Source organism: Bifidobacterium sp. KRGSERBCFTRI, from assembly GCF_025908335.1.
Map to the genome: position 1 here is coordinate 3,065,667 of NZ_CP109653.1, position 12,327 is coordinate 3,077,993.

The window sequence follows — 12,327 nt, forward strand, 5'->3', positions numbered from 1 at the left end:
TTTCCGATGCATGAGAACGCATTGCCGTCTCCTTTCTATGTGGTTCACGTCAGTATAACGCGTGAATCTGGACAACACACTATGACCAAGCTCATTTTTTCATCACAACGCTTTTCGTAACTCACTACTCCATTCGTTTACCATACCTTGCATTTTCTTTGCGAGATTTTTATTATCAACACTGTTTATTTTCTTACCTATCCCGATAGAAAGAACAGCCATTGGCAGGATACTGAACCCTTTGGATTCCTGCACCTGAATAGGGAACGCCATTACCTGTTTCCATATTCCATTTTCAAAACTCTGACTACTGCTTTGATTAGTCCCAAGAACACGTCCTGCAATATATGGGCTATCAAACCCGACCGCCTCATTCCGCAGCTGTTCTTTGTACAGATAAATACGATCATGAGTAGCATATCGCGTGAGTTGACTGCCATGCGCAATCCAGAGAGTCACATTGATTCTGCAATGTCCAATCAACGCCTCACACTGACTAGCTTGCTCATGAAGCTTCTCTGCGAACCTCTCTTGATAAGAACGAAATTCCGTTCCCGTTAACTTCTTCCATAGCCGTTTAGTTCTTGTTGCTGGAGGGCAGTAGCTAGAATTCCCCATATAACCAATCTCGTTAATCAGCGTTGCCGCATCAGTATAATCATTCACAAAAATCGGATGAAATCCAATTGATTCCCATTGAGCAGCAAGCACTTTCTTCATTCCCATAAACTGATTTAGCGTCACCTCGGGCATACTTTCACGCGCAATCAAAACCGTAGCCCGAGAATCACCTGAGTTCTGTAAAACATCAGACAACCAGAATCTCATATCAGGATCGCTAAAAGACGTTCCGGCAATAAGTAAATGATGCCCCTCTGTCACTGTCTGCTCAAGATAATGCTTAGCATGGTTCTTACCATCTCTCATGGCTTTGTTGTAGTCATCATGCGTAAGAACAACATCTTCTACAGTTGCCGAACTTCCATCACTTGCCGGGAAAACCTTACCGTGTAAATGCTCAACAGGAGGAAAAGTCTGTTTCCCTGAATCAACCGCAATGCGAGCAATGGCATATTCAAGAAGTAAATCAAAATTTAGCGTCGCCAAATGAACAGATTCCTGATGCTGGAAAGCGAGTCTTGCTGTTTGCTGATGGAAATATGACGGAGGATACGGGTTATATGAAGCACCCTCCGGGTATAGTGCGGCGAGGATACATCTCTTCCACTCATTCTCATTGCCGCAATGTTGTTTTACAGCTTCAGCTAAAAATAGCAAATCACCAGCATCACATAATAACGACGCCATATTTGCAGACACTGTCATTCCTTGTTGTCGGAGCATATTGCCAATTAAATCTTTCCATGAAGGCAACCCCGAAGGAACGGACGCTCCAGCACCAAGCAATATCGTCAGTTCTTCGTTTCGGTCTATGCGCGGAAGCTGCTTAATGATTGACCACTCCAACTGAGATGCGACCATAAGAATTACCACCCCATCTATTCCGTCTCCATCAACGGCATAAGACATGTCAATAATTTTTTGATATTATCACATCGATAGCGCAGATAACGTCCGATAGTTTGCGCAGATTCGGCTTTGGGGCCTGATGGAAAAGGACATGGCCCGGTCTTGGTACGATTTTCAGTCGCCAAACATAGAAAACCGCGATTGAAAAGCAGGTCAGCGCCATGTCCAAGGAAATCATACAGTTCGACGACGCCATGTTCGAGTCCAAGCTCGACCGGATGGTGCGGGAGAAGGTCGAGCAGACCATCAACCTGATGCTCAACGAGGAGGCCGACCGGATCCCAACGCCGCCAGATACGAGAGAAGCGGCGACAGGAAGGCCTTCCGGGCCGGCCACTACGACCGCCACCTGACCGCCAAGGCCGGCAAACTGAACCTTCGGGTCCCGAAGCTGAAGGGCGAGACGTTCCGCAGCCAGGTCATCGAACGCTACCGCCGTCGCGAGGAAAGTGTCAAGGGGGCGCTGATGGGGATGTACATGGCCGGCGTGAGCACCAGGCGGGTCGATGACATCAGCCAATTGCTGTGGGGAGAGCGCATGCCCTCGCAGACGCTCTCCGACAAGCTCAAGAGGGTCTACGGGGAGATCGACAAGTGGCGCACGAGGCCGCTGGAGGGCGCGTGGCCGTACGTGTTCGTGGACGGCGTGTGTCACAAGCGTTCCTGGGGCGGGCACGTGGAGAACGTAAGCGTCCTGGTCGCCATCGGCGTCGACGCGGACGGCCACCGGGAGGTCATCGCGGTCGACGAGGGCATGAGGGAGGACGCGGCCAGCTGGGAGCAGTTCTTCAGGGGCATGATAGAACGCGGCCTCAAGGGCGTCCGGCTCGTGGTCGGAGACCGGTGCGCCGGGCTCGTGTCCACCGTCAACTCGATGCTGCCGAAGGCGAGGTACCAGCGGTGCATGGTGCACTTCATGCGCAACGTGCTCTCCAAGACGCCGCCCAGCCACAGGGATTGGGCTTCCGCGGCCCTGAAGGCCGTCTTCGCGCAGGAATCGCGCGAAACAGCCCTGGCCAGGCCGAGACCGTCGCCGCGGAGATGGAATCCAGGAAACTCAGGTCGGCGGCCAACTGCCTGCGCGAGGGGATCGGCGAGACGACGACCTATCTGCTGGGCGAGTTCCCCGTGAACCACAGGACCAAGCTGCGCACGAACAACATGATCGAACGGCTGAACCGTGAGATCCGCCGGCGCACGCGCGTCGTGGGCGGCTTCCCGGACAGCAACAGCGCGCTCATGCTCGTGTGCGCCCGCATCAGGTACGTCACCGCCAACAGCTGGTCCGACCGGCGCTACATGGATATGTCCCGGCTCGATGACAGTCTCGTGGAAGCGAACTGATCATCGCGCCATGGACGGCCATGATCCAAAGTGCGCAACCTTTCGGGCACTACCGCGCAACGCGGTCTGGATTAATACAGGCGAGTACAACATGAGGCAACGCCACGGGCAGGCCATGCTCGACAACTAGTCCCGAAGGCCGGCGGCTTCTAATCAATCCGCCACCGGCCTTCTCCCACCATAATGCTGGTCCCCAAGCACAATAACCAGTGGCCTCAAAAGCTACAAATATTCAGCATGCTGCGGAAAAGGTGCCATATATAAGCCACCTAGTAAAAACCAACTCTTCGAATCTGCCGCAAATAAGCCGGATAGACATCCTTGCGGAGACTTTTCTCCCGGTCTACGACGCTCCCCTATTCACCACCGCGATTTCAAAAGCTCGATTCCCGAGGCACGCCAGAATGGAATACGCCAGTACCCGGAACACACATGGTATGCACCTTTTTAGCGTAACCGCTGCACTTTTCTTCGCGCCCATGCACTTTTGCTACGACTCCTGAATCCTGTTGGTTCGCCTGCACTTAGGTCTGTTGTTCAGCCTGCGCTTGGTTCTGCTGAGCTTGTGCGCCTGTGAAACTCTCCTTTGACTACCATCTCTCACTGTCGATTATATGGAGGAGACGAGAAGCAAACCAAGAGTAGAAGAACAAGTCAATCATTTGCCGATTCGGCCCGATCGAATCGAAATCATGATTACACTTCGACAGAGTGAAATGAGATGAATCCTGTATACACTCACCATATTTAGCGTTTTCTCCTTAGGTCAACCACTAGAAGTATGGAATGTCTTTTATTGGACAAAAAGTTTTACCTTTGGTAGACTATCCATTTGTTAAAAGCCACCAATGCCTCTCACTGAAGCACACTAGGGTGGCATTTTTCTTGCTCGAGGGGATTCCATGGCAAATTCGCATGACGGCAACGCACAAGTTCTTTCCTATCCGAAGCACCCACCAAAAGATTTTTCAGATCTGGCAGCCACTCTAATTAGGAACGGCTTGGGCAGAGTAGATGCCGAGACCCTTGAACGCCACCTCGAACAGGTTGGCTATTTTCGTCTAAAAGGATACTGGTATCAATTCCTTAGCCCATCTTCCTCATGCGACTACAAGCATGTCCTCCCGTTCAGAAAGGGGACACAGTTCCAGCAAATCTGGTGCAGATACATATTCGATCAGGAACTGAGAACTCTCGTGTTCGACGGCATAATCACCTTTGAAATATATCTCAAAAGCTTTCTCGCACACGAGCTTTCCTTGTTTGGCGGCGAATTTGGATATACCAAGCCTGAAGGATTGCCTGAGCTTAGCTTTGATGACTATCTGGCATGCATTAACTCGTTAAGAGCATCGTTCACGAAATCTAATCTGCCATACCTTAAACATTTCAAAAGAACATATAAAGACCCCTTGCCGCCGTATTGGATGATAGTAGGCTGCCTAAGCTACGGAACGTTGAAAGGGTATTTTTATCAGGGATCCCCTGATTCTGTTAAAAGAAAGCTAGCAGCGAAGCTTCATATTTTTAATCCAAATACCAATCCCGAAGTACATGGAGATATCAAGATTCTCTCAAATTGGTTGGAAACGATTAGGCAGGTCCGCAACATGGTTGCACATCATGATCGTTTCTGGAACGAGACCAGTACCCGTATTGTTCCGAAGCTGCCTAAGCATCGGAGCGGTTTGCACGCCAATGAATGGTGGGGCAACGATTGGGACGCTTTCAGAACGGACTCTACCGGCCCCGCCGCCTTCCTCACCATGGAAAACTACCTGCTGCAACAAATCGATGGCTCCGCATGGAAGAACAAATTCATCAGTCTCATGGACCGCTATCCGGAAATTCTTGCAACGGAAATGGGATTCCCCGAGGATTGGCGATCACTCGCATTGTGGTCATGACGACAGGCGCACGCCGTCCGTGGTTCCATGCTCCCCCTTGATCATGATTTGCAAGCGTCCTCCGGAGGTCGGCGACCGCGCGGTTGCCGAGAAGCTCAACGACAGGCCCAGGAAGACGCTCAGCTACCGGAAACCGAGCGAGGCGATGTTGGAGGACGGGTTCTAGTGAACGTCGCAACACCATGATCCCGAAAAGGAACGAATCATGGCATACGAGTTCGATGGTGCCCCCTACGAGAAAAGGGCCAACATGCTGGCCACCCGCCACGCCAGATACCCCGGACTGGATTGGCAACGGTGTGTTGGACAGTTCCTTAGAGGACGAGTCCCTGTTCGGTGAATTCCTTCGGGCTCCGGTATCCGAGGGCGGAGCGGAGCCGCTGGTTGTCGGACCACCACACGTAGTCGTCGGGGTCACGCCTCAGTCGCTCGATCGTGGTGCAGTGGTTCCGGTACACGAGCTCCTTCTTCAACAGCCTGTTCGTCGACTCGCCACGGCGTTGTCGCAGGGGTCGCCCTTGCGCGACAGCGACCGCTTGACGCCGAACACGCGAAGCAGCTCGTCGATTCTCGTGTTGTCGAACTCGCCGCCCCGGTCGGTGTGGAACACCTGAATATCCGTCAGCGGGAAGTCGAGGGCGGCGAACGCGGCCAGCACCAGGCCCGCGTCCCTGGTCCGTCCGACGGAATGGCCGGCGATGCCCCTGTCCGCCAGGTCGACCAGCAGGCACACGTACGCCCATCCGTCCCCGACTCTCACGTACGTCAGGTCGCTCGCCGGACGCGTGCGTGGGGCGTAGCCGTCGAACCCGCGGTCCAGCAGGTTCGCGAGCTTCGCCTCGTTGACCCGCGTCTTGTGCGGTTTGAACCGTCTGCGCGTGTACGCGCTCGTCATGTCCCGCCGTTTCATGATGTCGACGATGCGCCTTCTGGAGGCGGTGACGCCCCTCCGCTCCAGCGCGGCCTTGATCTTCCTGGCGCCGTAACGCTCATGGCTGTCGCGCCGGACCGCGTGCACGTCGCCGGCGATCGGGTCCACCCGCTCGGCTTCGGGATGCCCGGTCATCCAGTAGTAGGTAGAGCGGAGAACGCCCGGTATTCTGCATTGCGCTGATATCGGATAACGGGCGGCGGCGGCCCGTATCACGTCTACCTTCGCGCGAATACCGGCGCCGCCTGTTCTGAAACGTCCACCTCCATCTCCAACCGCCTGTTGCGTCTCCTCAGCTCGATCAGCTCGTTCCGCTCGGGCGTGCGGTTGTCCGCGGCCCGGGTGGAGCCGCTGTTGCGGATGCCCTGGACCCAACGGTGCAGTGTGGAATGCGCGATGTCGTGCTCGGCCCTGATCTCCCGGGATGGCCTGCCGCTCTCGCACGACTGCACGATCTGCCGTTTGAACGCCTCGTCGTAGTGGCGGGGATACTTCGGGCCGGCCATCGTCGGCCTCCAATCCCATGTCATTCGTCCCTCATCGGACTGTCTAATACATTGTAGCCAATCCACCCTCCCGGTTCCGCAATTCGTCGATCCGGACATGTTCCTCTGCCGACAGGTGGGAATACGCTTTCATATCGAGCGCGACACTTTCTCCGGTCATGAACCTGAACACTTCCAACCATAGACAGGTGTTGCGCATCTATTTAGAACTCGGGGGTTCAGCATTAATAATGACGAGTATCATAATATCCGAGTGGTTACGCCTTCTCGTTGAAGAGATGGTGCAGGGTGTGAAATTCAAGGAGACGGAAGTCATGAAACGTACGGTTGCCTTTTATTGGTTATCCCAAAGGAGCTGTGACGGATCTTCATACAGGCCCGTGGAAAACTTAAATTGGTGGGAACATCTGTCTGAGCTAAAGGACACGGCATGGGACAATAAAGCCATCAAAGACATTAGGTATGACGTTTTGCTTGACGAAGAGTATCCGATTCTAAGTGTCTATGAAGAATTTGATTCAGCGTTTATGAGGCATATAGACGATAAAAACAAACGCGTTACCGACTACATGGATGACTATGTGGGAGACGATAGTGGCAGGCTAGCTAAATCTTCGGCCTACGCGTTTTTCCCCAATGAAGGAATTGTGGGACGAATTGGCGGCTCATCCACAAGCCGTAGCGTGTCTCCTCTTGAAAGAGCTCTTGCAAGATATTGGCCTCTTGAAACGGGAATGAAGTGGAACGTTGCTCCCGTTGTTACGATTGACAGTTTAGAAAGATTCAGAGAAGAGGTTAAGGGATTATCTTCTCTGCACGCAAAATTCACGACAAAGCAGACATTGTCTTCAATTCCAAACGAGGGCGGCACTGCCGGAGAGTATTGCCAGAAGTTGGCTAATGAAATTGGAGCGGATATTGATGTTGATGTCAAAATATCTATTTCGAATGATTCTGTTTTTTCAATGCCGAGGAAAAGATTTAAATTATCGGTCTCTGACTTCGTTCCATTCGTGGCTGGTCAGGGAAAGAAAATGAGTGTTAGCGGCGTTGACTTTGCCGATAAATTACTTGAGCTCAATCTTGTCGAGCATCCGGTTACGGAACAGGAGGAAATCGTCATTTCAAAAGGTGAAACGCATCAGTTTACGAATCTTATAAAACATCTCGTGACCGTTTGCGAGCAGCAAGAGGAAAACTTGTATCGGATAACACGGGAAAGACAGTCATAGAAACATGAAGAAAACAAAGAATGCTCCAGATACACCTGCGTCTTCCATTGCGAATAGCATTGCGGCACACCCATTCGTCGACGCCGTTGCATCATTGGTAGTTAGCGTGTCTTGGTATATGTCGGGGTGTCGTACCTTTGATTTCGAAGAGCCCTGCGCAGAATTGTTTACTTCCTTGTCTTCTGTTTTCCGGACTTCTTATGGCTGCGGCCACCTTTATTTGTTCCATGGTGTATCAGTCTGGTTCGGGACGAATGAAATATGTGATAACCAAGTATTCTGGTGAATTATCTAGAAACTGGTCAAGCATCATTGTCTGGACAATGGTTACAGCAGTTCTTCCGCTTATCTCGCTGTACATCTATAAGGAGTATGCAAGAGTAGCTATAGCGGTTTCCTTGTACTCAGTATTGATGATGTTTTTCAAGACAATCAGAAGTATGCACTGGCTCAAATACACTTTGTTTATGCAAAAGGCGTCACAGAAACTCCGGGGTGAATTCACTGACGATGATATGAAGAAGGCTGCTGCCCGCAGTGATCGTTTCTGAAGAAGCTTTCATACGACGAGTTGAGCATGTCATTCACTATGCTCAACTCGAGGTTGAAGAACGGAAGACATCTCAGTTCTCCAACCTCCGAAAAGAAGTCTGCTGACAGTTGTATTGAACCGGAAGAGCTTTGCGAACATGATGCATAATTATGAGCAGGAGCAGAGTGATTAATAAAATGGTCATGACCAAAAGGCGCGCGGCCTTCTGACACTACTATCTTGCAACCTATATCTGCATTATATATGGCAGATTTGGCTTCTTAACATGAGACTTCTCACTTATGCATGGCACAGCTTCTTGATATGGCCTGATTTTTGTTCCGCCCTTATAGTGGGGCGGCTTGCGCCGCTTGGTTTGCATAATACTCGGTTTCGGTCCGTTCCGGTGTCCTGTAGCCCAAGGACTGGTGCAGACGCTCCGAGTTCCACCACGAGACCCACCGGAACGTCGCCAATTCCAGGTCCCTCAAATCCCGGAAGGGCTTGCGTCGCCAGACGAGCTCGGTCTTGTACGCGCCGTCGGCGCTCTCGGCCATGGCGTTGTCGTACGAGTCGCCGACCGTGCCGGTCGAGGGAAGCATGACGAATTCCCCGACCCTGGTGGTGCACACGAGGCTGATGTACTGCGCGCCATGGTCGGAATGGTGCACGAGACCGTCCGTGCCGCCATGCGAGGCGGCCCATGATATCGCCTGTCCCAGCGCCTGCAGCGGCAGCTCCCTGGCGTCCATGGTGGTGGCGCACGCCCATCCGACGATTCTGCGGGCGAACACGTCGGCGGCGAACGCCGTGTAGCCGAACGAGCCGTTGGCCATGCGCACGTAGGTGATGTCGGCCACGTGCAGCCGGTTCGGCGCCTCCGCCTCGAACCCGCGTTCCACGAGGTCGGGCCTGCCGCCCGTGCCCCTCGCCGGTTTGGTGGTGACGGGCGTCCTGCCGCGGCGCACGCCGCGGATTCCCGATTCCCGCATGACGTTCATCACCTGGTCGCGGCCGATCTCGGCCGGATCCCAGCCCCGCGCCAACAACCGGGCGTGCGTCTTGCGGTGCCCGTACACGGCCATGAAGGAATCGGCATGGATCTCGAGGATGCCGCGGGCCGGCGCCTCGTGCCTGGCGGCCATACGGCTGACGGGCTTGGATCTGAACATGCGGTAGCCGCGCGGCGTGATGAACCCGCAGTCCAGCGAAGCGGCCAGCACCCTGCAGATCGGCCCGACCCTGAAACGGTCCTTGAATTCGTCGATGTAAGCGACCATCAACGCCGTGTCGGGTCGAGCCGTGCCGCGAAAAAAGCCGACGCCGTCGTCAATATCTCGTTCGCCCGCCTCAATCGCGCGACCTCGGCCCGCAAACTCTTCAACTCCGCCATCGCGTCTTCGGCCGACTGCTTGGTCTCCGCCGCGACCGTGGCGTCCGTCTTGTTGCGCCAACGGCGCAGCGTCTCCGGCGCGACCCCCAGATTGTTTTGCTTCAATTTTTCTTAAGCAATTTCTGCACTATTTTTCCGCAGCAGGGGCCGGTGCCGTTTTGTTGGACTCGTCATTGATTCCATCACCACCAATCATGCCACAAGACCGAGCCCGCGTCGACGGTCCATGATGCCCGTGTCCGAACTCCGTCTTGATCCTCTTGTCCCGGTACCAGACCATGTACTCGTCGAGCATGTCGATGAACCCGTCCATCGAAACGCCCGCGAAGCTGCGCTTGTGGAAGAACTCCTGCTTGAGACGGCCGAAGAACCCTTCCGCGGCGGCGTTGTCCGGACTGCATCCCTTCGCGCCCGTCGAACGCGTCAGGTTGTTGTCCTTGCGGATGCGGATCCATTCGGGCCACCGGTAGTGGCAGCCACGGTCGGAATGGATGATTGGTTTCTCCCCGTCCCTGAGCGTGGAGCACGCGTCGGCGAGCATGCCGTTGGCCAATGCCGCGTTCGGGCTGGTGCCGATCGTCCACGCGACCGGAAGCCCGTCGTAGCAGTCGATCACGGGCGACAGATAGGCCTTGCCCGCGGGAATCGAGAACTCGGTCAGGTCCGTGACCCACAGCATGTTCGGACGCTCGGCATGGAAGTCGCGGTTCACCAGGTTCTTCGGGGCCTTGGCCGGCTCGCCCTTGTACGAGCCGTACCGCTTCGCGCTCTTGAACGACGGCTTGATCCCGTTCTTCGTCATGAGCCTCATGATCCGTTTGGCCGATACCCTGATACCCATGCTTTCCGGCTCCAGGTGGACCCGCTTGTACCCGTAGCGGCGTTCGCTGTTCTCGAACGCCTCTCGCACGAGCTCCAGCAACGGCGCGTCCTTGTCGGGGCGTTTCATGGCGTTGAGCTGGTAGTGGTACGTGCCGCGCGCGATGCCGACCACGGGCAAGAGGCTTCCGGCGGTCACGCCCAGCGTCTCGCTAACGGTCTTGACGAGGATCGTCTTCTCTCGGTTGGTCAGGTTTTCCGGGTCTGCGCCCGGCTCTTTTCCCAACAGCTCCAACGTGCCCTTCCGGATCGCGATCTGGATGTCGAGCTCGCGCTCGGTCCGTCGTCTGGCCTCGATGCCGGCGTCCAGCCCGTCCAGACGGGCCTGCATCTCCGCAAGTCTCCGCTCCATCGACGCCACCGCGTCCGCCAGGCCGGCCACGTCCCGCGGTCCGGCGGCGGCCGGCGGCATGGCCGCCGGCGTAAAGGGCTCCACGCCGGTTTTCCCCTCCCCGGCCGTCGGGGGCTTCCTTCTGGGTGTTTGTGTCACGTGCGTCTCCTTGGATCCGGCGAGCATCTGCCGTTTCCAGTTTCCCGACGACGGACGCCTCCACGCCCAGTTCGGCTGCCGCCTCGCGCGATTTCAGCCGTCCGGACGCGACCGCGACCACCGCCTTCCGCTTCAGTTCCTCGGGCACGGGGCCGTGCCTCAGCTTGCGTCGGCCGGGCGCCAGCTCGTCGATCCACGCCATGAGCAGTTCCTTGCTTTTGGGATATCCCAGCATCCGCATGGTGCGGCTGAGCCGTCTGCCGTATTCGAGGTAGTGGTCCACCGCGGCCTGTTTCTGCTCGTCCGTGTACCGCCGGTACCGTTTCCCGCGAGTGGACCGTCTTCCGGTGCGTTCCTCCTCGAGGCGTTCCCGGTACCACACCGGCAGCATCCCTCTGCTGGGATAGCCGAGCTCGCGGATCACGTCCGCGGCGCAGCACTCGTATCTGATGTACAGGTCCACGGCCCTGTCGCGCTGCTCCTTGCCGCACTTCGCCATAAGGGGGTTCTCCTCCCGATCGGGGAGTCCAAGAAAACGTCACCACCTCGAAGCGTCCACCTCGATTTGACGAAATACACCGGTTCACCCGTCATGTCCCGGCCGGTCTCAGGTATCGGCCTGATGTGCGAGTGCCGCGGCGACGTCACCGACCGCAGGGCCGGCGAGCACGCGTGTTCGAGACGCTGCTCGGGTATAGCACCTCGAGAGGCGCGGCACCGCCAGCGCGGGCTCCACGCCCTGATCATCGAACCGTTGCGCGGCGAACAGCCTCCCGACGACGTCGGCGCAGTCCGGGCCGGCCCGCCGCGCCCACTTCTCGCAGCATTCCCGGTCCCACTGCCTCCATACGGTCTTCCCGGGCGGGTCGGTCTCGTTTGTGCTGTACTGGTTGGCGGCCGTGGATGGCAGGAGCCGGTGCGTGCTGCAGAGCCTGGATTGTGCCGGCGCCGACGCGCAGGTCCACGGTGGCCCCGGCGTACGCGTACGGGACGGAACACCAGTTGCGCGCGTACGCGACATGGCAGTTGGGCCGCGCCTTCCTGCCGTAGATCCAGTCCGCCACCTCGTACGCTGTTTCCGGCCGGTCGGCAGCACGCCGACGAACAGGCACGCCCCGGACTCGTCGCCCGTGACCGGGTCGACGATCCGTATGGTCTTACCGGCCCGGTCGACCTCGATGGCCTGTCCGGCCCTGTGCTCGACCCCGCTCGTCACACCGGTCCTCGCCGCATACGCGGCGTACTGCTTGCGGAAACGGTCGCAACCCATGCGCGGTCTGCCGGCGCTGGCTTATTCATCGGCGTACTCGCCATGCAGGATGCGCAGCGTCACGCCGACGCGGGCGAGCTCGCGGTGAATCCCGGCCCAGTCGGGCTGTTCGTACACGCTTTCCCGTTCGCCCCTGCCGGGGAACGGCATCGAATACACCTCGCCGTCAGGCTTCGCGGCCACGTCCGGATAGGCGATTCCCGCGGCGGCCGAGGCGGACGGCACCTCGGCCACGCTCTGTCTCGCGATTCCCGGAGATCTGGCTATCGCCCTGCCGGACAGGCCCTGGTCGTTCAGGCGGGGTATCGCCTTG

9 protein-coding genes and 3 pseudogenes are annotated in these 12,327 nt (G+C 56.4%); 4 read left to right on the plus strand and 8 right to left on the minus strand.

Features of this window, described 5'->3' with window-relative positions:
* Positions 1 to 102: 102 nt before the first annotated feature.
* A complete protein-coding gene (locus OGI63_RS12975) occupies positions 103 to 1,530 on the minus strand; it encodes an SIR2 family protein (RefSeq protein ID WP_011743664.1) in 1,428 nt (475 codons plus the stop codon).
* Between the two features lie 161 nt (positions 1,531 to 1,691).
* Between OGI63_RS12975 and OGI63_RS12980 the strand changes: the two are divergent.
* The 3 genes and pseudogenes from OGI63_RS12980 to OGI63_RS12990 all read left to right on the plus strand — a co-directional run bounded on the left by OGI63_RS12980 (position 1,692) and on the right by OGI63_RS12990 (position 4,947).
* A pseudogene (locus tag OGI63_RS12980) lies at positions 1,692 to 2,874 on the plus strand (IS256 family transposase).
* A gap of 902 nt (positions 2,875 to 3,776) precedes the next feature.
* Positions 3,777 to 4,781 carry an Abi family protein gene (locus OGI63_RS12985; protein WP_011743666.1) on the plus strand — a complete coding sequence of 335 codons (1,005 nt, stop codon included), beginning with the start codon at positions 3,777 to 3,779 and terminating at the stop codon, positions 4,779 to 4,781.
* Between the two features lie 43 nt (positions 4,782 to 4,824).
* Positions 4,825 to 4,947, plus strand: a complete 123-nt coding sequence (locus OGI63_RS12990; RefSeq protein ID WP_264309052.1) for a hypothetical protein — start codon at positions 4,825 to 4,827, stop codon at positions 4,945 to 4,947.
* A gap of 148 nt (positions 4,948 to 5,095) precedes the next feature.
* On the opposite strand, the gene OGI63_RS12995 is transcribed toward OGI63_RS12990, so the two are convergent.
* From OGI63_RS12995 to OGI63_RS13005, 3 genes are read right to left on the minus strand one after another with little or no spacing between them, the layout of a single operon-like run.
* On the minus strand, positions 5,096 to 5,239 hold the full coding sequence (locus OGI63_RS12995) for an IS3 family transposase (RefSeq protein ID WP_413464203.1): 144 nt from the start codon (positions 5,237 to 5,239) through the stop codon (positions 5,096 to 5,098).
* Positions 5,240 to 5,250: 11 nt separating this feature from the next.
* Positions 5,251 to 5,928 (minus strand): DDE-type integrase/transposase/recombinase, encoded by a 678-nt coding sequence (locus OGI63_RS13000; RefSeq protein WP_231837039.1) that lies wholly within the window; start codon positions 5,926 to 5,928, stop codon positions 5,251 to 5,253.
* A 2-nt stretch (positions 5,929 to 5,930) separates the two neighbouring features.
* The gene (locus OGI63_RS13005) at positions 5,931 to 6,242 is read right to left on the minus strand and encodes a transposase (protein ID WP_231837041.1); all 312 of its coding nucleotides are present in this window, start codon (positions 6,240 to 6,242) and stop codon (positions 5,931 to 5,933) included.
* A gap of 134 nt (positions 6,243 to 6,376) precedes the next feature.
* Here OGI63_RS13005 and OGI63_RS13010 point away from each other — a divergent pair, with 134 nt between their 5' ends.
* Positions 6,377 to 7,450, plus strand: a complete 1,074-nt coding sequence (locus OGI63_RS13010) for a hypothetical protein (RefSeq protein ID WP_011743668.1) — start codon at positions 6,377 to 6,379, stop codon at positions 7,448 to 7,450.
* 832 nt (positions 7,451 to 8,282) lie between these two features.
* Here OGI63_RS13010 and OGI63_RS13015 read toward each other — a convergent pair.
* The 4 genes and pseudogenes from OGI63_RS13015 to OGI63_RS13030 form a co-directional block, all read right to left on the minus strand.
* Positions 8,283 to 9,462 (minus strand): annotated as a pseudogene (locus tag OGI63_RS13015) (IS3 family transposase); the annotation flags it as partial.
* A 40-nt stretch (positions 9,463 to 9,502) separates the two neighbouring features.
* Positions 9,503 to 10,744 (minus strand): IS3 family transposase, encoded by a 1,242-nt coding sequence (locus OGI63_RS13020; protein ID WP_231837043.1) that lies wholly within the window; start codon positions 10,742 to 10,744, stop codon positions 9,503 to 9,505.
* Between the two features lie 743 nt (positions 10,745 to 11,487).
* Positions 11,488 to 11,856, minus strand: coding sequence for a Mu transposase domain-containing protein (locus OGI63_RS14290; protein WP_407918978.1), 369 nt, complete (start codon positions 11,854 to 11,856; stop codon positions 11,488 to 11,490).
* A gap of 179 nt (positions 11,857 to 12,035) precedes the next feature.
* A pseudogene (locus tag OGI63_RS13030) lies at positions 12,036 to 12,327 on the minus strand (IS21 family transposase); the annotation flags it as partial.

Excerpts from the sequence above, each read along its gene's own strand:
- OGI63_RS13010 (WP_011743668.1), top strand. The coding sequence starts at position 6,377 with ATGAACCTGAACACTTCCAACCATAGACAGGTGTTGCGCATCTATTTA.
- OGI63_RS12985 (WP_011743666.1), top strand. The coding sequence starts at position 3,777 with ATGGCAAATTCGCATGACGGCAACGCACAAGTTCTTTCCTATCCGAAG.
- OGI63_RS12990 (WP_264309052.1), top strand. The coding sequence starts at position 4,825 with ATGATTTGCAAGCGTCCTCCGGAGGTCGGCGACCGCGCGGTTGCCGAG.
- OGI63_RS13005 (WP_231837041.1), bottom strand. The coding sequence starts at position 6,242 with ATGACATGGGATTGGAGGCCGACGATGGCCGGCCCGAAGTATCCCCGC.
- OGI63_RS12975 (WP_011743664.1), bottom strand. The coding sequence starts at position 1,530 with ATGTCTTATGCCGTTGATGGAGACGGAATAGATGGGGTGGTAATTCTT.